This window comes from Shewanella schlegeliana (assembly GCF_016765635.1).
In the GTDB taxonomy this organism is placed as follows: Bacteria; Pseudomonadota; Gammaproteobacteria; order Enterobacterales; family Shewanellaceae; genus Shewanella; species Shewanella schlegeliana.
In genome coordinates, this window is sequence record NZ_JAESVD010000013.1 from 1 (window position 1) to 20,487 (window position 20,487).

15 protein-coding genes are annotated in these 20,487 nt (G+C 45.4%); 6 read left to right on the forward strand and 9 right to left on the reverse strand.

All coding sequences use genetic code 11. The features are described 5' to 3' along the window. Window positions 1–165: 165 nt before the first annotated feature. A complete protein-coding gene (locus JMA39_RS18395) occupies window positions 166–549 on the forward strand; it encodes a hypothetical protein (RefSeq protein ID WP_202723344.1) in 384 nt (127 codons plus the stop codon). 267 nt (window positions 550–816) lie between these two features. On the opposite strand, the gene JMA39_RS18400 is transcribed toward JMA39_RS18395, so the two are convergent. Both JMA39_RS18400 and JMA39_RS18405 read right to left on the reverse strand, forming a co-directional pair. Further along, window positions 817–1,899: an IS91 family transposase gene (locus JMA39_RS18400; protein WP_202723345.1), complete on the reverse strand. Its 1,083-nt coding sequence runs from the start codon at window positions 1,897–1,899 to the stop codon at window positions 817–819. Further along, entirely contained in the window at window positions 1,896–2,786 is an 891-nt protein-coding gene (locus JMA39_RS18405; RefSeq protein WP_202723346.1) for a tyrosine-type recombinase/integrase, read from the reverse strand. The genes JMA39_RS18400 and JMA39_RS18405 overlap by 4 nt, the downstream gene beginning before the upstream one ends. Window positions 2,787–3,289: 503 nt before the next feature. Between JMA39_RS18405 and rarD the strand changes: the two genes are divergently transcribed. After that, window positions 3,290–4,249 carry an EamA family transporter RarD gene (gene rarD, locus JMA39_RS18410; protein ID WP_202723347.1) on the forward strand — a complete coding sequence of 320 codons (960 nt, stop codon included), beginning with the start codon at window positions 3,290–3,292 and terminating at the stop codon, window positions 4,247–4,249. Between the two features lie 658 nt (window positions 4,250–4,907). On the opposite strand, the gene JMA39_RS18415 is transcribed toward rarD, so the two are convergent. Together JMA39_RS18415 and JMA39_RS18420 are read right to left on the reverse strand one after the other, a co-directional pair. Beyond that, a complete protein-coding gene (locus JMA39_RS18415; RefSeq protein ID WP_202723348.1) occupies window positions 4,908–6,482 on the reverse strand; it encodes a methyl-accepting chemotaxis protein in 1,575 nt (524 codons plus the stop codon). Window positions 6,483–6,818: 336 nt separating this feature from the next. Further along, window positions 6,819–8,300, reverse strand: coding sequence for a dipeptidase (locus tag JMA39_RS18420; RefSeq protein WP_237732924.1), 1,482 nt, complete (start codon window positions 8,298–8,300; stop codon window positions 6,819–6,821). Between the two features lie 242 nt (window positions 8,301–8,542). On the opposite strand from JMA39_RS18420, the gene JMA39_RS18425 reads away from it, so the two are divergent. Then, the gene (locus JMA39_RS18425; protein WP_202723350.1) at window positions 8,543–10,726 is read left to right on the forward strand and encodes a M3 family metallopeptidase; all 2,184 of its coding nucleotides are present in this window, start codon (window positions 8,543–8,545) and stop codon (window positions 10,724–10,726) included. 58 nt (window positions 10,727–10,784) lie between these two features. Here the strand turns inward: JMA39_RS18425 and JMA39_RS18430 are convergent, their stop codons facing one another. After that, window positions 10,785–10,967, reverse strand: coding sequence for a hypothetical protein (locus JMA39_RS18430; RefSeq protein ID WP_202723351.1), 183 nt, complete (start codon window positions 10,965–10,967; stop codon window positions 10,785–10,787). Window positions 10,968–11,059: 92 nt separating this feature from the next. Further along, the gene (locus JMA39_RS18435) at window positions 11,060–11,425 is read right to left on the reverse strand and encodes a hypothetical protein (RefSeq protein ID WP_202723352.1); all 366 of its coding nucleotides are present in this window, start codon (window positions 11,423–11,425) and stop codon (window positions 11,060–11,062) included. 189 nt (window positions 11,426–11,614) lie between these two features. Here JMA39_RS18435 and JMA39_RS18440 point away from each other — a divergent pair, with 189 nt between their 5' ends. Continuing rightward, a complete protein-coding gene (locus JMA39_RS18440) occupies window positions 11,615–12,217 on the forward strand; it encodes a DUF938 domain-containing protein (protein ID WP_202723353.1) in 603 nt (200 codons plus the stop codon). A 32-nt stretch (window positions 12,218–12,249) separates the two neighbouring features. On the opposite strand, the gene yjjG is transcribed toward JMA39_RS18440, so the two are convergent. Together yjjG and JMA39_RS18450 are read right to left on the reverse strand one after the other, a co-directional pair. Further along, window positions 12,250–12,936, reverse strand: coding sequence for a pyrimidine 5'-nucleotidase (gene yjjG, locus JMA39_RS18445; RefSeq protein WP_202723354.1), 687 nt, complete (start codon window positions 12,934–12,936; stop codon window positions 12,250–12,252). A gap of 243 nt (window positions 12,937–13,179) precedes the next feature. Next, on the reverse strand, window positions 13,180–14,970 hold the full coding sequence (locus JMA39_RS18450; RefSeq protein WP_202723355.1) for an acyl-CoA dehydrogenase C-terminal domain-containing protein: 1,791 nt from the start codon (window positions 14,968–14,970) through the stop codon (window positions 13,180–13,182). 218 nt (window positions 14,971–15,188) lie between these two features. On the opposite strand from JMA39_RS18450, the gene JMA39_RS18455 reads away from it, so the two are divergent. Continuing rightward, window positions 15,189–16,037: a D-hexose-6-phosphate mutarotase gene (locus JMA39_RS18455; protein WP_202723356.1), complete on the forward strand. Its 849-nt coding sequence runs from the start codon at window positions 15,189–15,191 to the stop codon at window positions 16,035–16,037. A 121-nt stretch (window positions 16,038–16,158) separates the two neighbouring features. On the opposite strand, the gene JMA39_RS18460 is transcribed toward JMA39_RS18455, so the two are convergent. After that, complete coding sequence (locus JMA39_RS18460) at window positions 16,159–16,404, reverse strand: hypothetical protein (protein ID WP_202723357.1); 246 nt, start codon at window positions 16,402–16,404, stop codon at window positions 16,159–16,161. A gap of 501 nt (window positions 16,405–16,905) precedes the next feature. Between JMA39_RS18460 and JMA39_RS18465 the strand changes: the two genes are divergently transcribed. Beyond that, a complete protein-coding gene (locus tag JMA39_RS18465) occupies window positions 16,906–20,430 on the forward strand; it encodes a YdbH domain-containing protein (RefSeq protein WP_244999887.1) in 3,525 nt (1,174 codons plus the stop codon). The last annotated feature ends 57 nt before the right edge of the window (window positions 20,431–20,487 follow it).

The following is a 20,487-nucleotide window of genomic DNA, read 5'->3' on the forward strand; positions in this document are numbered from 1 at the left end:
TGAGCTAGCGGAACTCATCAGGGATCAAGGCTTAAGCCTTAACTAGAATCCGAATAGATGGCTGCAATACCAACTTTGAATTCAATGACAATTTAGCTTGCACAAAACGGAGCGTCCATAGATGTTAGGTTCTATCAGAATTGCTATCAAGCATAGGTTCAGGGAATGAAAAAATTTGTAATTTTATTATTAAGTATCAGCTTGCTAGCGAGTTGCACCGTAGGCAATGCTCCTTTTGCTGAAAGGCGAGATACCTATGTTGGGACAAAAGTTTCTTTTTTAGATCCTACAAGGTTTGGTAATGCAGGGGATTTAATTAGGTCTGATTACATGGTCGCAGGAGATGGCTTTACCCATATAACAAAAAATGAGAATGGCGATATTGTACAGCACTGGTTCATAAGTGAAGTATTGCCAAATTTTGTTGGTGAAAAAGAATGGGTTGGAAAATGTAAAATTTTTTACGTTGTAGATCCTAAAACAAATATCATTAAAAGTTGGGGGTACGATGAAGGCGGAAACCCTCAAAGTTGCAGGGATTGGCCCTAAAGAACCTAACAAATATGGATAGGCCGCGCGTAGCCGCGTCCTTATCCCGAGTGTTGAACAAGCCCGGGGTAGTTGCAGTGATACCTTTAATTGTAAATAGCAGATCGAGAGTTCGGTCTGTTTCAATGTTTGGTCAGTGATTTGTTTTCACAGAACATATCTAGCCCTTAGCAAAGCAGCTAATTAGACAAGTCCTGCTATATCAGTGCGTTGTATTTATTTCTCCTCTTTTTACTCAGTGTTACCGTTATCCTTATTCTTCCAACACTAGGCTGTGATCGTTGAACTCATCGGTCGCCTGTTGAGATAGATACCCATAAATGTCATCGGCTGCTGACAGCAAGGGCAAGGCCGTATTGCCGCAAGGCGTTTTGCCTCTTCGACTAGGGGAAATACCGTCCCAGCGACAGCGAACATCAGCTGTATTTGTTGCCTCAGCTTGCGGAAGTTCCCGCTAAGTAATCCATAATCTCGTACTCGGCGTAACCCTTTGGGTAAAACATGCTGCAGCACTAACCATAGGAAATCAGTCACTGGTAAGGTGCGTATTCTTGTCGTTTGACTCTGGCTGTCTTGATACTTAAAACTGACTTTGCCATCAGTCATGCCGATGATGCTTTTATCTGGCAATACACCGCGATAGAGATATCGGGACAGGTACTTCAGTGCAGGTAAGCCTTTGCCCACATGCTGGCAATCTACCACCCATTTCTTGGGGATGGCTGATGGCAGTGTGGTATCTAGCTTATTTATCAGGTATTCCATCAACCTTGCTCGCCACACTTTGGCGAGATTAAAAGCGTTGAACAGATATTTACCTCTGCTTTTCTGCCACTGTTTTTTGTCTTTGTTGAAGCTACCTGCGGGAATGATGAAGTGAAGATGCGGATGGTAGTCTCGGCGTCTATTGTGGGTGTGCAACACGCCAGTAAAGCCAATTTTTCCGCCGAGCGATTTTGAGTTGTGTGCAAAGTCTTTAAGTACACTGGCCGCCACCGTGAACATCGCTTGATAGACTTGCTCTGGGTGAGACTTCGCGACAGCACGAAGTTCGAAAGGTAAAGTGAACGTAACCATAAAATACTCAACGGGCAATAACTTAGTCTGCTGCTTATTGAGCCAGTCTTGTGTGGTGTTGTGCTGGCATTGAGAGCAACTGCGATGACCACAAGACAGCGGAAAGTCAGCGGTATGAGAACAGCCCTGACATGCCCAATGACTATTGCGCTCAGTATTGGTGCGGCAACTGAGCATTGCATAAATGGCTTGTCGCATCGATGATGTTATCTGTTGCTCGTATGCCTGATTAAACGTATCAAGATGGTCACGTAAAATGTCGATGAACTTCATACGCCACACTCCCACTTCAGCGCTAACCCCTCTGTCAGCAGGTTAATCGCCTCAACCGTATTTTTGCGAGTGATCTGGGTAAGTCGTGTATATCGTGCAGTGGTATTAAGGCTGTTATGGCCGAGCAGGCTTTGAACAGAGCGCAGATCTAGCCCTTGTTCTAGCAGGTGTGTAGCATAACTATGGCGTAGATTATGAGGGCTGATGAATTTATGAATGTTGCACTCAGCAATGACACGTTTTAGTGCTTTTTGAATGCCACCTTTATCCATCAATGAGTCAGGCTTGCCATTTTTACCTGGGAAAAGGTAACGCGGATGGCGGTGGGTTCGCCAGTAATAACGCAATGCTAGCAAAGTACGTTTAGGCAACGGAACCAGCCTGTCTTTGCCGCCTTTAGCGTTACGAACATGCACCTGCATTAACTGTGAATCGATATCCCCAACTTGCAAAGATATGCCCTCACCAAGGCGGAGTCCCATACTGTACAAGGTTAGAAAAAAGACCTGATATCGAAACTGACGGGTGAGGCTAATCACGATAGCCACTTCTGTAGGCGTCAGTATATCGGGCAAGCGTTTTACCTGTGGCGGCTTGACAATATTGAGCCACTCCCAGCTTTGGTTTAGCACATGACGGTAGAAAAACTGTAAACCATTACGGTCAAGCTTAACCGTGCTCCATGAGTGTGACGCTATCAGTTGAGCGAAGTAGCGCTTCAAATCATCGGTTGTGAGGTTGTCGGGGCAACAGTCAAAATAGGCCGCAATACGTCTAACAGCTCGGCTATATGCATCGATGGTGGCAGGTCGCTTGCCTTGCAGTGTTAAGTTGGTAAGATGTTGTTCATAAAGAGAATCAAAGCGTTGTTGTTCGGATGTGTTCATGACAATACTCCTAGGGTTACGACCAAGGCCGGTCGTCTCTAGAAAGTATTTAGGATGAGCAAGGAAAGAGGCTTGTTATCTTCTTCTGCCACGCAGCGGCTTCGTTCAACAAGCAACTAAAGCGGGACTGCTAACGCTTGGCTCGGTTTCGCTTCGCTACACAAGTTTAGCCAAGCATTATCAGCCCCTTAGTGTGGGCGTAAGATATGTGGGGTCAGTGTAAACTTTATTTAAACACCATAAATTTACTAATTCCATGGCCTACCTATAGACCTTTAGCACTAAATGACTTTTGTCCAAAAGCGCTCTCCTCCTTGCTAATGAGACCATTGATTACGAATGCTTAAGCGATAAATAAAGGTAATAAACTAAATCCTTATCTACAGCTGCCCCCTTACCTACATCGAAATCAATTACGCAAGGTGATTTAAGTCACACTTTTTGTGCCTTGCTAATGAGAAAATAGCGGCCTTTATCGCCTAACCCATTCCAGCTAAATTCATATGCAATCCACGACGTCTGTTAACGCAGCCTCTTCATTTAAGGGCAACGCACTCGCTGCTTTCTCGTTTCTATTATGGGGCTTGATGCCGCTCTATTATCATTTTCTTCCTAATGCGAATATTAATGAGTTATTGGCATTTAGGATCCTGTTCTCCGTCCCCTTTATGGTACTCGTATTTGTACTCATGGGGCGTAAATTGCCGTCTCTGTCACAGCTTAGGGCCGATAAAAGATCGGTACTGCTCTGTGGTTTGGCATCGCTCATAATGTGTGTCTCTTGGTATAGCTTTACTTGGGCGATAACCCATGGACAAGTGCTTGCGGCCAGCTTAGGTTTTTTCATTAACCCACTGTTTGCCATTGCTTTAGGTGTACTGTTTCTCGGGGACAAATTGACTGCTGCGCAAAAAATGGCGGTGGTATTGGGCACATGTGGCATCAGTTACATGGTCTATAGCTATGGTGAACTGCCATGGCTTGCACTTAGCATGGGCAGTTTTTTCGCGTTATATGGCCTATGTAAAAAGTTTATTCGCTTCGACTCACTGACCTCTGTAACCGTGGAGGCGCTCCTGCTCATGCCATTTGCCGCGATCTATTTATTGTGGTTATGGAGCTCAGATCAAAGCGTCGCGATATCTGCCGCGCTATCGGGTGAGACATCGGTATTACTACTGTATATCGGCTCAGCTCCTGTTACCTTAATGCCATTGGTTTTCTTTGCGTTGGCTATCAGGGCCACCAGCTTATCTATGATAGGGCTGATGCAATATATTGAACCTAGCTTACAATTCCTGCTGGCTGTCCTGTTATTTAATGAGCATTTTGATCAAGTTAAGGCGGTGAGCTTTGCCTTAATCTGGACTGGACTGCTACTTTGTTCGCTAGAGGCGCTTCCAGCACTAAAGCATATGAGACATATGAGGCATAAGTTTCGAGCGACTCGACACCCGCATTAATAAACCATGTTAAGCAGAACCGTAGCTACTGCTACGGTTCATCTCATCTTGCGGTCTAAGAAGGGGCTAGATTCGAGGGCGCTTCGCTTCGAGGACGGACTTCGTCCAGCCAGGAAAATCAAAAGCATGACGGGCTAAAGCCCGACCTACAACAAACACCGCTTTTCCGCCTTTACTTGTACCGTCTTTGCTTTAAAAGAAGGTCCTAGATTCTAGGACGCTTCGCTGCGAGGACGGACTTCGTCCTGCTAGGAAAATCAAAACATGACGGCTAAAGCCCGACCTACAACAAACACCGCTTTTCCGTCTTTGCTTGTACCGCCTTAGCTCTTCCTAGAGCCTAGAACCTTTCTTTGCCTTTCCTAGGCTCTAGCTCATACCGTGAGTGACGCAGTCACGTTCCCTAGGCCCCTAGTCGTTCGGCTCTTACCATCTCAGCTCATACCGTCTTAGCTTATCCCGTCTTCGCTCATACCGTCCTAGCTCATATCGTCTTAGCTTATCCCATCTTCGCTCTTCCTAGAACCTAGAACCTGCTTTTCCTAGCACCTTCTTTAAAGCCTGCCTTTCTTTGGCCGTTAATTTCAAAATACCAAAAAAAACGCAGCTTAGATAAACTGCGTTTTCATTTCGATACCGCTAAAAGCGAGTGCAAAAACTATATTTTACGCTGAACACTCTGCTCCCAGAACTGTCTCGACAAGTTATGGGTCTTAGTCGACAAGCGTGAAACCTGGCCGCCTCGCTCGGCAGCATCCTGTGTCTGCTGCAGGCTCTCGAGTGCCAACTCATTGATCACTTGAATAGAGTGGCTGATGTCATTGGCAACGGCCGTTTGCTGAGTCATGGCACTCGCGTTTTCATCACTCATAACATTCATCTTAATGATAGAGTCTCGCAAGGCCTCGAAGGAATCATCAACCTTCTTCGCCAGTGCCACCGATTGCTCAGCCCGGTATTGACCTGCTTCCATGGTCTTAGCCGCTTTTTCGGTGCTTTGACGAAACTTTGTAACGATAGCTTCGATATGAGAGGTCGATTCACTGGTACGGCTGGAAAGCTGACGTACCTCATCGGCCACAACGGCAAAACCACGACCGGACTCACCCGCCCTTGCCGCCTCAATCGCGGCGTTTAGTGCCAACAGATTGGTTTGTTCAGCAATACTACGGATCACATCCAGTACATTATTAATGTCGTGACTATCTTGCTCGATAGATGCGACTACAGAGGAGAAGTTGCCCACCTCATCCTTAAGTTGATTAATTGAGCCTATCACCTGCTCTAACAGCTCATGACCCTTTTCAGCAGAAACGTTACTTGCCGCCATCTCTGTTGCGGCGCCGTGAATATTATTACTCACCTCCGCAAAGCTGGCACTCATCTCCTCCATCGCCGTTGCCGCTTGGCTAGTCTGCATGCTCTGGCTATCGGCGCGCTGACGAGTACTATTAATGGTATCGTTTAAGCTAGCGCTAAGAGATTCGATTGAAGCTGCAGAGTCGGCCATCCGTCCAACGACACCGCCGGTTTCGGTGAGCAAAAATTGCAATGCAAAGCTAACCGTGCCCAACTCATCCTGACGACCAGTAAACACGCCCGTTGCAAGCGGATCATCTATGGTATTTCTTGCCTGGGTGACCAAGTTATTAAACGGCTTTAAAATAGAATTGAGACCTAGCGCCCCCACGATGCTAAACACAACAACGGCAGCAATCGGTGAGTAACTCGCAAGCATAACGGTCATAAGCACAGTTGTGATTAGCCACGCATATAACTTAGCGGTAAATCCCAAGATAGGCTTACGTAATGCCTTAGGCTGCTTTCCTGCTTTTACCTTTTGATAAATAGATTGGGCCCGTTCAATTTGTTCTGGTGTTGCTTTACGGCGCACCGATTGATATTCATGGACTTTACCGTTTTCATAGACAGGTGCGACATAGGCATTAACCCAGTAATGGTCGCCATTTTTACTGCGGTTTTTAACGATCCCCACCCAAGGCTTACCTGTTTTAATGCGCGACCAAAGGGACTCAAAAGCGGCCTCAGGCATATCGGGATGACGAACCAGGTTATGGGGCTGGCTATGTAACTCATCAAAACTATAGCCACTCACATTTATGAAGCCTTCATTTGCATACTTAATATTACCGTCAAGGTCCGTTGTAGACAGTAATATACAGTTATCGGTCAACATTTTTTCTTTTTGAGTGACCGGTTGGTTGTTTCGCATGACTAACAGCCCTTTAACTTGAAATAAACACTGGGCATTCTGACAAATTCACATAAAGAAAGGATTGATTACTATCACGAAATGGCGCTAATAGTTTAAAAATCTAACGCCTTAGAAAGATAATGACTAATGCCCTTGAATGTACTTAAATCATGGTCATGTTAGCTAATTGTTCACATTTTGAGTTAACTGGAGTCGCTTTAAGCGTTTTAATAGGAAAGAGTATTTTTATAAGAGTCAGTCCCTATAGGAAAGTTTCTTTATAGCTGCGCAGCTTTTAAAAGAGAATCACAAAAAAGCGCCAACCAAGGCTAGCGCTTTTTCTCCTACAGAGGGTTAGTTTGTTGCAGCCAGTTCAATAAATGCCGCAGTGTACAATTTAAGATTCAACATAAACTGCTCATAGGTAATAAATTCATTTTCAGTGTGGCCAGTATATTCTTTACCGGGCATCGCTGGGCCAAAACTTAGCGCATTAGGAAATAACTTACTGTTTGTTGAGCCGCCAATAGAGACAGGTTTAGGATCTTTTATCCCAGTGAAGTGACCAAATACCCGCAATAAGGTATCTAAATGCGGCGCTCCTTCCATCACCATAGGTTTACCCCAATAGGTTTCCAGCGCTAACACTTGAATATTGTGTTGCTGTTGCCATGCATCCATCGCAGCCAAGGTTTCTCTATCCAGTTGCTCAGGCTCTTTACCCTTAGGGCGTCTTAAGTTGATGGTGATCTCTGCACCTTTACTCCCCATCTTTACGACCGTAGATGCTAGGCTCATTGATCCCATAAAATCATCTTGATAAGCAATATCACCAAACTGCTCAGCATAGATCCCGAGCCCTACCATCTGCGCAATAAAAGACTGAGTTAATGATGCCGTCGACTTAGGCCATGATTGGACAGATAACAGATCAGCTAAATGAGTAACAGCGTTCACACCATCTTCAGGTGTTGAAGAGTGCGCAGACTTTCCATCGGCATAAATGACCAGCTTTTGCCCCTTGGGTTCGAACCGATACTGCATCTGCTTATGAGAATTAGCTTTCTTTTTTAGCCTTAAAAGGAGTTGGGGATCCACATTAACCAATGTTGCACTGGCCTGTTGAGGAACTTGGCTGGCAAAGTATCCCCCTTCAAAATCCAGTAGTTGCGGCAACTTGCTTTGCTCCTCCACTGGCACACTGGGGATAGTAAAACTAATTTGGCTCCAACCTTTCTCGGCGGTCACTACAGGATACTCGGCATCGATAGTGATATTGAGATCCGCTGGAGTAAATTCTTTAAGAAAATCTCGTAACGGCTGCCAATCTGACTCCTCTGCCATATAAACCATTAATTCAATGCGCTTATCTAACTGAATGTGATTATCTTTAATTGACTTCATTGCATACATGGCGGTCACGATCGGGCCTTTATCGTCTTCAGTACCACGGCCAATAAGCTTTCCAGGCTCTGATTGCCGATCCAATATATAGGGGCTTTGCGCCCACAAGCTTGCATTTGCAGGCTGCACATCACCATGGGTTATCACCCCAAGTTTCTCAGGCCCTTGCCCTAAACCTATCAGCACCACATAGCCGTGATCGCTATAGTCTAGCCCAAGCTGTTGACTCAAGACTCTAAGCTCTGACTTAAAACCGATAAACTCAGGGTTGGTGTCAGGGGTTTGCCCCTCAATTGCCTGTGTATTAAAACTGACTAATTTAGCGAGTTTGGTCACCATCTCTTCTGAATAGGTATTAACAGCATAGTTAGCAACGTTTTCAGCTTGAGGGGTTACCGCAAGTACAGCTGAACAATATAGGCTCAAAGCCATTACTGGGGCCAATATAAGTGTGTAAGGTTTCATGGTCTTCCATTTGTTATTATCAAGTTAAATCTGCTTGCATGGCATAAAATAAACCAATAAATGGGTAAAAAATAGCTAATCGCACGCTTTGTTACAAATGATAAGGGTTTTTAATGGATTTAACATCATGAACCATGATATCTAAACAGGTTAACGTTATTGCAATTAAATTGACGAGAATTAAAACAAGCATAATCGGGGATATAAATATGAAGGGATTAACCCTCAAACCAATCGTGTCAGCCGTCACTCTAGCATTGGCACTGAGTGCATGTAGCACTACCAAGATTAACACCGCCGCAGAAACACAAGTCGCACCAAACGTCGTTGCCCAGCAAATCATTGAAAACAACGCTAGCAACCCGTTCTTCAAATCATACGATACCTACTTTGGTATTCCTGATTTTGCCAAAATCAAACCAGAGCACTACTTGCCCGCGTTCAAGGCTGGCATCGCACAACATAAAGCTGAAATTCAAGCGATCATCGATAACCCAGCAGCGCCGACTTTCGCTAACACTATCGAAGCGATGGAGTTTTCCGGTGACTTAACCACTAAAGTGGCGAGTGTGTTTTATAACCTAACTGGTGCAGACACTAACGAGCAGCTTCAAGCGATCTCAAAAGAAGTGGCACCTATGCTCTCGTCTGCTAGTGATGACATCCTGCTAAACGATGCCCTATTCCAGAAAGTTAAAGCGGTTTATGACCAACGCGATTCACTGTCACTGAATGTCGCTCAGGCAAAACTGCTTGAAGATACCTATAAGTCATTTACCCGTGGCGGCGCCAATCTCAGCGATGCCGACAAAACTAAACTGCGCGCATTGAACGAGCAGATCGGCAAGTTGAGCTTAGAGTTTGGTGACAACCTTCTGGCCGAAACCAATGCATTTGAATTGGTTATCGACAGTAAAGCTGACTTAGCGGGTCTACCTGAAGGCGTTATCGCCACTGCTGCACAAACAGCAGCTAAACGTGGTCATGAGGGGAAATGGGTATTTACCACTTCACGCCCATCGATTACGCCATTTTTAACCTATGCCGATAATCGCGAGCTGCGTGAAAAGCTCTATAAAGGGTATGTGGAGCGTGGCAATAACGATAACGCCAATGATAACAAGAAGATCTTGGCTAAGATGGCAGCGCTTCGTGCAGAACGTGCACAGCTAATGGGTTATATGACTCACGCGCATTTCGTACTCGAAGAGCGCACGGCTAAGACCCCTGAAAACGTCTATGAGCTACTCAATAAAGTATGGCCTGCAGCACTTGCTCAAGCAGAATCTGAAGTGGCAGACATGCAAGAGCTTATCGACTCAGAAGGCGGAGATTTTAAAGTTGCTGGATGGGACTGGTGGTACTACTCAGATAAGATCCGCGTAGCTAAATACAGTTTTAACGAACAGCAAACTCGTCCTTACTTCTCTTTAGAAAACACCCTAAAAGGTGTGTTTTATACGGCGAACCGCCTATTTGGCATCACAGTTAAAGAACGTACCGATCTGCCTAAGTACAATGATGAAGTGCGTACATGGGAAGTGTACGACAAAGATGGTGAGCTAATGGCTATCTTTATGGGTGACTACTTTGTTCGCGACAGCAAGCGTGGCGGTGCATGGATGAACTCTTATCGTCAACAGTACAACATGGATGGCGTAGACTCTAAGCCAATCATTGTGAATGTGCTTAACTACCCTCGCCCTGCAGGAGACGAGCCAGCACTGTTGACCTTCGATGAAGCCAGCACCCTATTCCACGAGTTCGGTCATGCTCTACACGGCATGCTATCAGACGTCGAATATCGTTCTCAAGCAGGTACCTCTGTACCACGTGATTATGTCGAGTTCCCATCACAGGTGATGGAAAACTGGATGACACAGCCAGAAGTGTTAGCGCAATTTGCTAAACACTACAAAACGGGTGAAGTGATCCCACAGGAGCTAGTGAAAAAAATTCAAGCGGCAAGCAAGTTCAATCAAGGCTTTGCTACCGTTGAATATATGGCGGCGACTAAGCTGGACTTAGATTGGCACACTGTCACTGACTTCACACCAAAAGATGCGGCTAAGTTTGAAGCGGATTCGTTAAACAAGATGGGACTTATCTCTGAGATCGCCCCTCGCTATCGCAGTACCTACTTCTCGCACATCTTCTCTGGTGGTTACTCTGCAGGTTACTACAGCTATATTTGGTCTGATATCCTAGGCGCAGATGCTTTTGAAGCCTTTAAGGAAAATGGCATTTTCGATAAAGCCACAGCTGATGCATTTAGAGATAACATTCTTTCTCAAGGCGGCAGTGAAGATCCAATGCAACTTTACAAGCAGTTCCGTGGTAAAGAAGCGGGGATTAATCCACTACTACGCAGCCGTGGTTTATTAGCTAAGTAAACTCAAACCTTAAAACTAAAAAAGGCTCCCATTCGGAGCCTTTTTTCTACACTAGTGCCTAACTAACAGCAAATAGCCATTGATACAGCCAGCGTGCGCCATAGAAGCCAACAGCGAGGCCCGCGACAACGGCAATAACCACGGCAAAGGACTTTAACCTCTTGCGATTAAGCTCAGAGAGCATAGCTTGAAGATCTGGTTCGCCAAGCGGTTCCTGCGAGGTTAACTTATCGGGTTCCATCTTTTATTGACTCCATGTCGATTCATTAGCGTAAGTTTAAACCATCTCAAACAAAGTCTAGCTATTAGAATGTTTCACATAACGGCTGACAACTAACCTTGATTGATAGCAATCAACTTTTCGATGAACGCCTTAAGTCCTTCACTCGTATCGAAACTAAAAGCCAGACCATAATGAATACCATTAACACTCTTTTGTACACGCTTAGGAAATCGGGTCATCTCAGAGTAATGGCAATACTGAGCTTTAGCATTCACACCATCAATCGCCTCTAGGTCGGCTTTAAACACCTCATAGGCGGGACGGATCACCAATTGTGCCTGTTTCCCATCTAGATACAGATAAAATGGCTCCTTTAGCTTAGGTAGCATATATTCGGTAACTTTCTTTATCGAAAAGTTGGTTCTGCACTCAAGTTCATTGAGTAGCGATACAATCTGATTATGCTCAATAGCCAAAATTATGCCTGTTAACTTCAAAATTGAACTTAGATACTAACCGTTTTTAGCTGCGGTGCCTAAGACTAATTCTTTATTGTTCAACATGATATACAGAGGCTCGCATTCGTTCTATCACTCATTGACTGTTGAATTTGTCCCCTAGACAAGGTAAAACCAATAGTATCAATTCAGACAAAAGACGTTATCGTGGATCCACTTCCCTACTCGCAATCTTGTGAAAATAATAAAACTGCCATTGCTGCCGTATTAGCGCATAGCTTTAGCGAGGCGAAACATGTACTAGAGATAGGTAGCGGCACAGGTCAACATGCAATCTATTTTGCCGAGCAGCTACCTCAAGCGGTTTGGCAGACCAGTGATCAAGCCTGTTACCACCAAGGGATCAATGCCAGATTAATTCAATACCCTAGTGATAATTTACGCAGCCCGATTGAACTGGATGTGTTGCAGCCTTGGCCGATAACCCAGCTTGAGCCTATCGACGCTATCTTTAGCGCCAACACGTTACACATCATGTCCAAAACGATGGTCGAAGCTTTTTTTGAAGGAATTGGAAGGCACTTAATGCCTAATGGTCAGTTTTGCGTTTACGGTCCGTTTAACTATCACGGCGACTATACCAGTGACAGTAATCGTCAGTTCGATAAGTGGCTACTGCAGCAAAATCCGCAAAGTGCGATTCGAGATATTGAGTGGATAATGCAGCTCGCAGCGGCGCAAGGCCTGGAGCTCGTTGCCGATCACACCATGCCTGCCAATAACCGTTTGCTGCATTTTAAAAGGATTTAAGCCTTGCCTGAGACCTTAGCTTGAACCTTAGCTTAGGCCGACATCTTTGTAGTGAGCAGCGCTCGAAGTTCACAAAGTGAACTCACCTGATAGTGAGGGTCGATATCTTGCGGCTTTTCTGCACCATGGCTGTTAAGCCAACAGGTATGGATACCAGCGTTTAGTCCACCCAAAATATCTGAATGTGGGTTATCACCCACCATAAGCACTGACTCTTTGTCAGGGTGACCCATCATATCAAAGGCATGATTAAAGATCCCGATATCTGGCTTTGCGACACCGACCTCTTCTGAGATCACTAACGGCGAAAAACGGTTAGCTAAACCTACCTTTTCTAACCGAACCGTTTGTAACTGAGTAAAGCCGTTGGTGATGATCCCCATGTTCACTCGCCCAGTAAGGCTATCTATCAACTCCTGTGCGCCAGGAAGTAGCTGGCAGATCTCAGCCATCGCGTTCAGAAAGTCGCTATTTAGTTTCTGAGTTGAAACCGCTAGTTTCTCGGCCCAGGATTCGAAACGAATATTTTGCAGCTCACTGGCTGTCAGCTTTCCATCTTGATAATCAACCCAAAGTGGCTGATTGACCTTTTGGTAGTGGAGGAAGTCTTGACGGGTAAAGTCCACATCAAAACGGGAAAACATCAGCTGTAAGCCTTGATAAGCATCGAAGTGAAACAAGGTCTCATCAGCGTCAAAAAGTACCCATTTATACTGCATATCAATCCTAATTAAATGAATACAGCCTTTGCTGCTAGATAAAAGTTCGGCAAGGTTATCTCAGTTAGGATCTTTTTGTCCAAGTGCTAAGAGCAATTTCCAAGAAATAATAACGATTAATTCAATCTACATCCGATTTAGCCCTAAAAGTAAACCCCTCTATGAAGCAAAATAACTCATAGAGGGGTTTGATTGAGCAGCGGCTTAATCTATCAAAGCCTAAAATCCTGAACTTCTCAGGTCTTAGAAAGCCTTGTCGTCAAATGCAGCGATATCTTCACTCGCAGCCTGAACCTGTTTACGCAGGCTGCGGGTCTGCACCGCCCAATAGCGCATATAGAACTGCGCGGTGCTGAGCTTATTTTGATAAAACTCCGCGTCATCTGTGCCATCACTCAATGTTGCTAAGGACTTTTCGGCGATACGAGCCCAGATCCACGCCAACGCCGTAATGCCGAATATTTGCATATATGCCATAGACGCAGCGCCAATAATGTCAGGGTTCTTAGCGGCATTTTCCGCTATATAACCCGTGGCCTTCTCAAGATCCCCTGCCGCATCCATCAGTCCAACGAGATAGGGTTTCATCGCCTCATTGGTCATATTGCGCTCAATAAGCTGTTTAACTTGTCCGGACCATGCCTGCAGGGTCTGGGCTTTATCGGACAGTATTTTTCGGCCAACCAAGTCGAGTGCCTGCACACCATTGGTACCTTCGTAGATCATCGCGATACGACTATCACGCACAAACTGCTCCATGCCCCACTCATGAATATAGCCATGACCACCAAATACTTGCTGAGCATCGACACAGGCCTTAAAGCCTTGGTCAGTGACAAAACCTTTCACTATCGGCGTAAATAACGCTGCCATTTTAGATGCCGCTTTCGCTTGCTCTGGATCGCAGTGCCTTTCGGCTTCATCTAACCACAGAGCCTGCTGCCCCATGAGTGCGCGTGTGCCCTCGTTAAAGGCTTTTTGCGACAGTAACATGCGACGCACATCGCCATGCACTAAAATAGGATCGGCAGCCAGCTCTACCTGTTTAGCGCCGCTTAACGCGCGGCCTTGGATACGATCTTTAGCGTAGGCTAAGGCATTTTGATAAGCAATTTCAGAGACACCGAGTCCTTGAACGCCAACACCGAGCCTTGCCTGATTCATCATGGTGAACATGGCGCGTACCCCCTGATGAGGCTCCCCCACCAACTCGCCAAGCGCGCCATCAAAGTTCATCACACAAGTCGAGTTACCGTGGATCCCCATCTTGTGCTCTAGGCTCGCTGCATACAACGCGTTTGCCTCACCAAGCGTACCGTCATCATTAACTAACACTTTAGGCACTGCAAACAGTGAGATCCCCTTCACCCCATCTGGTGCATCGGGAAGCCTCGCTAATACCAAGTGAACAATATTGTCGGTTAAGTCATGATCGCCAGAGGAGATAAAGATCTTTTCGCCAGTAATGGCGAACGAGCCCTCGCCAGCAGGCACGGCTTTGGTGCGCAGCAGTGCTAAGTCTGTTCCAGCGTGGGATTCAGTTAAATTCATGGTGCCGGTCCATTCACCACTAACTAACTTTTCAAGATACTTGGCCTTTAACTTATCGCTGCCATGGGCATGAATAGCGGCGTAGGCACCGTGGGTTAACCCTGGGTACATGGCAAAAGCCATATTGGTTGCAGTTTTCATCTCGGTGGCAAACACACCAACCACTTCAGGTAAGCCCTGTCCACCAAATTCGGGATCACAGGTTAGGGTTGCCCAGCCGTTATCCACATACTGCTGATAGGCATCGATAAAGCCTTTAGGCGTGATCACTTTCCCCTCTTGTAAACGACAGCCTTCTACATCACCACTGCCATTAAGCGGCAGCATAATATCAGTAGTGAAATCTGCAACGCCTTGCAGTACTGCATCAATCAACTCAGGATCAAATTCATCGAAACCAGTTAGGTTATCTTGCTGATAAATATTCAGTAGTTCACCTAAAACAAACTGATAATCACGGATAGGCGCTTGATAGATTGGCATAATGTCGTCCCTTTCAATTTCTTATTAATCGTTATAAGTATGGTCAGTGCTCTGACCACCATAACCAAGTTTGAGTAAAAACTCAGCAACATTCTCACTTTGTTTGCACAAGAGAACAGCATTACCATAAATAGAGGCAAAAGAAGGCTTATCTCCTTGTTGAAAACGGGTTAAGCTAATTCAATTATTCGTGCTAACGCTATGAAAGGACAACTCCAATGGGTTCCGTCACCACTAACAAACATGCTAACGGTCTAGAGTATGTCGAAGTGAACACCGATTTGTGTAAAGCGAGGATCTTTATGCAGGGTGCCCAAATCGACTACTTCGAACCAGTGGGTAAAAAGCCACTATTATGGGTCTCCAGTGCCGATGATTATCAGCCTGGAAATGGTATCCGTGGCGGCATACCAGTGTGCTGGCCTTGGTTTGGCATGAATGACAATCCCGATTTCCCACAACATGGTTTTGCCCGTACCCGAATTTGGTCACTCGAATCGGTCAAGATATGCGATCAGCAGGTGGATCTTAAGTTCACCCTTAAACTGACCGAAGAAGATAGGCTCTATTGGCCCCACGATACTGCAGTAGAATTGCTATTTAGCTTGAGCGATGCCTTATCTGTCAGCCTTGTAAATACCAATAATGGCGATTATGACGTCAGCCTGACTCAGGCGCTACATAGCTATTTCCCCATCAGTGATATTCACCAACTAAAGGCAACGGGCTTTAGCGGCGCCAAGTATATCGAGTTTGCTAAAGGTCCTTTCTCTCAAGAGGGAGATAGCGTCGACTTTACCCGTGAGACTGACCGGGTCTATACCGATTTGGGCGAATGCCAAGAGCTGCATACTCCCGATGGTGTGATTGAAGTGCGCCGGGAGAACAGCCAAAGCGCGGTGCTTTGGAATCCTTGGATTGATAAGTCGGAGCGATTATCGCGTTTCAATAGTGATGACTACCTCACCATGGTCTGCCTAGAGGCGGCAAACGTACTAGAGGATAAGCTTACCTTAGCACCTAACGAAAGCCATACACTCACGACCCATATTCGCTGGAAAGAGTGACTTTGCAGCAGGTGAGACTAAGTTTAAGGCTCACCTTTTATTGTTTAAATTCAGCTGCAGTGAGAATCTAATAAGATCGTCGCTGCAGTCGAATTCAACAATTCTAATCTCAGCTCTTCGGCTAATCGCAAATATCACACCTAGCATCGACACCAATATCAAGTTTGTCACCTTGTTGATGTACACCGTATTGAAACACCTCTTCCTGCTCGTGATGGTTACAATTGTGATTTTTCACAGCAGTAATAGAGAAGACAAAAATAATAAAAAACAATAAATTACCAAATAGTAGATAGGGAAGATTCCCTGACGTACGTAGCGCTATAGCGATGCAGCCAAAAAGGTTTATACCTAGTAAGACAAACATACTGTTTAACACTATGGTGCTACTTTCGAAGATATGAAAGTAATGAAAAATAACCATTAGTACTAATGAGCATGTGCATAGTGCGGGAATAAAAATCAACAGCCAACCCAAGTTTTTCAATGTAAACCTCTTATTGTTAAACCTATATAATCCTATCTGCAATGCTCCTCCCTGAAGTTACAGAACCAAGCCAAAATCATGACCTAGCAACAGTGTTGAGCAGTGGCATAACAATTGGTTCAATTTGTATCAAAAGAAAAAGACATTGGCCGAAAGATATTTGAGGTCAGTCACAACTCTTTGGTTTTTATTCATTAAGGTAAATATAGAGAGGATAGCCAAATGGGAACGCACATAAGGCAAACCAAGTTTAAACTCGACTGCAATCTCATTATTGTTCATCTATTCAGCCCGTTAATTAAGATGTTAGAATCCCCCGACTATACTAAAAGCGACAAGCCAAGCCGCTCCTTTTAGCCAACGACAGATGGGAACTTGCAAGTGCAACAGCCGGTACCGATAAACAGAAGTCGCAGAATCATACGCTTTACTTTTCTTTCACTGCTGCTCTTAATATCACTTGTACTCCTCGCAGGTGGGCTCGCCCTGTGGAATTACCAAAAAATCGCCATCGAATTGGCAAACTCGTTTCTTGCTCCTTACAACACTCAGCTACACAGGCTTAATTTTAGGCCTTTAAGCCTTAGTCAATGGCATATTTCGAGTGCAGAACTCTCTGTGGATGACAGCGATATCACGCTATCTGATGTTAATATCCTACTCGATGAAAACACCAAACTGTGGGCATTTAAGGTTAGTGACTTACAAGGGATCGCTGCGGCGAAGATTGATGTCAACCTAGCACCAAGCGCCTTAATAGCATCGAGTCAAAACAGCGCTGAAACAGGCCCCACCATAGCGCTTAACGTCGGTGATTTTCCAGATATTGCGCTTAAGCAGACAAATATAACCTTAAAAGGCGCAGAAGCGCTTGGCCCTAGTGTAGAACTGAACAACTTAAGCTTAAATAAGCTTGGTCAGCTGACGAGTCAGCTAAATGTAAACCATAAGCCTCTACTCTCGCTGTCAGCAACGCTGACCCCTAAGCTGTGGAAAGCCACCACCCATATCGATCTCACGCTGCTGCAATCTTTCAGTCGACAGTTAGCGGCGACAGAAAAAGCACTGCACAGCAAGCAGACTCAACGTGAAAACAAGATAGTAAGTGATGCGGAAAATCCAAGTCTGTTCTCGCCGCTATATCGGTTCACTCAGGCGATAGACGATGAACACATAAGTGTCGAGGCCAAGCTAGATTCACAATTAACCCTGAACTTAGAAACCGCGCAGCTTAACTCCAAGAACCATTTGATTGAGACCCGAATCACCTTTAACGATTTCGCTAAGCAAACGCTGCAGCCAACGAGTCTTATCTCAGCCTCAGACTCAGATTTTGACCAAAGGCAAGGCTCAAGCCATAGCTTTAAACAGGTACAACAAAAGCAGCAAAAGCAACAACAAGCAAACGGTAGGCTAGACTTTGAAATTAACGGCCACATAACCAGTCCCAAGTTAACAGTTATGCCGTTTGAGCTTGTACTCGCCTTAGAAAATAACTTAGCCAGTTCTGACACCATAGGCCGTGGCCAAAATAGTGATGAGCAGCTTCTGCGGCTGCTCAAATCACTCAATGATAAGCCATTCGAACAAGCGCTATTTAATCTTTACCAGCAGCTGAGCCCAAGAGTCGAAGAAAGCGCCAAAGTGACAGAGAAGCGCCCTAGCCTATTAGTCAAGCTAGATAAGGGGCTGAGCTATCAATTTGCGCAACAGATCCTAGCGCTGCCGAAGCTGGCTCTCGTCATACAAGACAGTAAGCTGGACGCAAAGGTATTGGTTTCAGACATAAACTATCAAACACTCGAGAGTGAAGAGGTGTCAGTTACTCCTATCGCTTTTCAACTCAATGCTAACTGGATAATTGAAGCGAGTCATAACCAAGCTCTGACTCTCAACAGATTGTGGCCTAAACTGGCCGAACTTCCCTATCTAATTGAGTTCGGCAGTGCCGCACTCGCGCTTAACGGTACACTCAGTGCGAGCCAAACAGAGCGGCAAACAAGCTTTAGCATTTCAGTGGCAAGTGGTGCCAAGCAAGTGGCCAATGGCATTAAGGTAATTAGCACAAAGAGTAATCCAGAAACGAACGCCAAAAGTCCCTCTAAGCAATTTGCAAGTACAAGCTCGCAGGCTGCATTTGTGCCTGCGTCCCAGCTCAACACCCTGATAGACAAAACCCAGCTCACCCTAACGTCGGCAGCCAAGTACCGTTACCAGCAAAACCATCCACTTAAAAGCAGTGGCTTGCATAAAGAAGCCGAGAGCCAAACTAGCCTCACCATTCCATCGCTGAATTATGAGATCAGCGCTTTAGCGGGTCATTTAGCCTTGAACAATGCCCTTGAAGAAGATTACAAGCTTAAGCTTGAACGTATGAGTTTGGCACTTCAACAGGCAATGTCGCTACAGTTTACCTCTGGCGAGAATATTCAGACTGCTAATTCTGAGAGTACTAACGCTGAGACTGCTGACACTAAAAGTACTGACACTGAAAACGAGATAGCTCAGAGCGCTAAGGGCGCACTCAGCACAGACTCATCATTGGCAGCTAAGCTACTGTCACACACACTCAATAATCAGATCGATATATCAGTGACACAGCTTAGTCTAGACAAGTCTGGTTATAACCGAGCCGCTCACTCAAACACTAGCCAAGACAACGTAAGAGCCGGTAAATACAAAAGGCGTCACATTAAGCAAAAGCTGGCTTACTTCGACACGATAGATCTTAGTCAAAAGCTGGCGCTCAATCACCAACGTATTCACAGTGATGAAAGCTGGCAAGTTAACGACCTATACCTCACCAGCCAACACCTATTCACGCCAAACCCAAGGGACTTGAGCCGCTTTGACTTAATTGGAGACTGGCAATTTAAGAGCGAGTTTGCGCCTATTTTGGCATTTCTCAGTCAAACAGACAGTCTACCAGACTCACTCGATATCCAAGGCAATACTGAGCTTGCCATGCATTACCAGCTCAAGAAAAGTCAGCAATTGGCTTTTGACCTAACCCTTGACCCACAGGTTAGTGACATCCAAGGTAGCCTAAACAACCTGCCCTTCGATGGCGGTAATATGGATACCCAATGCCAATTTAGTTGGCAGCAAGATAGTAGCGACAAGCGCGAGAGTGCTTTTAACTGCGATAATATAAAGCTATCCCTGCAAGCCTTTAATCCCGGCGTACTGATTACCGATATCGATGCTGAAGCCGCAGTATCCTTCACGACAGAGTCACAAGCTACTGGCTCTCAACTAACGGCCCAAGAAGGTAATGAGACAGCTTTAGACAATGCTGACGATAGTGCAGCAGGCAAAGAAAATCTCGCCTTAGCCAAGCAATTGCTTGGCGTAAAGCAAGCGTCAGTTGGACTGACAGCCAAGGGCAACCTGCTCGGTGGCCAGCTCTTGATCCCGCAGTTTCAACTCAACCTTAAAAAGCCGTCATCTGCCTATTTTGTACTGCAGCATATTGATTTAAAGCAGCTATTAGCCATACAACCTCAAGTAGGTATTTATGCCGATGGTATTTTCGATGGCGTACTGCCTGTAAAGATCGAAAAAGGTAAAGCCAGCGTAAGCGGAGGTAAGCTCGCCGCCCGAGCACCCGGCGGCTTAATCGCCATCGGCAATAATCCAGCGGTTGAGCAGATGCGGCAAAGCCAGCCCTACCTTGAATTCGCTTTCTCTGCACTTGAGCACCTAAGCTATTCTGAGCTTTCTAGCAGCTTTGATATGGATGCCCAAGGCGATGCCAAACTCAAGGTAAATGTAAAAGGTCGCAGCAGAGGTATTGAACGCCCTATTCACTTCAACTACTCTCAAGAGGAGAACATGTTACAGTTACTCAGAAGTTTACAGATTGGTGATGATTTACAAAATCAGATTGAACGTGCCGTAAAGTGAGCATCAGTTTTATCAAAGGGTTATTAAGCGTTGCCATATTGCATCAACAGTCAAGAC

Bases quoted from the DNA above. Each gene is read 5' to 3' on its own strand.
- JMA39_RS18395 (WP_202723344.1), top strand. From the start codon at position 166: ATGAAAAAATTTGTAATTTTATTATTAAGTATCAGCTTGCTAGCGAGT.
- yjjG (WP_202723354.1), bottom strand. From the start codon at position 12,936: ATGCAGTATAAATGGGTACTTTTTGACGCTGATGAGACCTTGTTTCAC.
- JMA39_RS18400 (WP_202723345.1), bottom strand. From the start codon at position 1,899: ATGAAGTTCATCGACATTTTACGTGACCATCTTGATACGTTTAATCAG.
- JMA39_RS18455 (WP_202723356.1), top strand. From the start codon at position 15,189: ATGGGTTCCGTCACCACTAACAAACATGCTAACGGTCTAGAGTATGTC.
- rarD (WP_202723347.1), top strand. From the start codon at position 3,290: ATGCAATCCACGACGTCTGTTAACGCAGCCTCTTCATTTAAGGGCAAC.
- JMA39_RS18415 (WP_202723348.1), bottom strand. From the start codon at position 6,482: ATGCGAAACAACCAACCGGTCACTCAAAAAGAAAAAATGTTGACCGAT.
- JMA39_RS18405 (WP_202723346.1), bottom strand. From the start codon at position 2,786: ATGAACACATCCGAACAACAACGCTTTGATTCTCTTTATGAACAACAT.
- JMA39_RS18430 (WP_202723351.1), bottom strand. From the start codon at position 10,967: ATGGAACCCGATAAGTTAACCTCGCAGGAACCGCTTGGCGAACCAGAT.
- JMA39_RS18450 (WP_202723355.1), bottom strand. From the start codon at position 14,970: ATGCCAATCTATCAAGCGCCTATCCGTGATTATCAGTTTGTTTTAGGT.
- JMA39_RS18460 (WP_202723357.1), bottom strand. From the start codon at position 16,404: ATGTTTGTCTTACTAGGTATAAACCTTTTTGGCTGCATCGCTATAGCG.
- JMA39_RS18425 (WP_202723350.1), top strand. From the start codon at position 8,543: ATGAAGGGATTAACCCTCAAACCAATCGTGTCAGCCGTCACTCTAGCA.
- JMA39_RS18420 (WP_237732924.1), bottom strand. From the start codon at position 8,300: ATGGCTTTGAGCCTATATTGTTCAGCTGTACTTGCGGTAACCCCTCAA.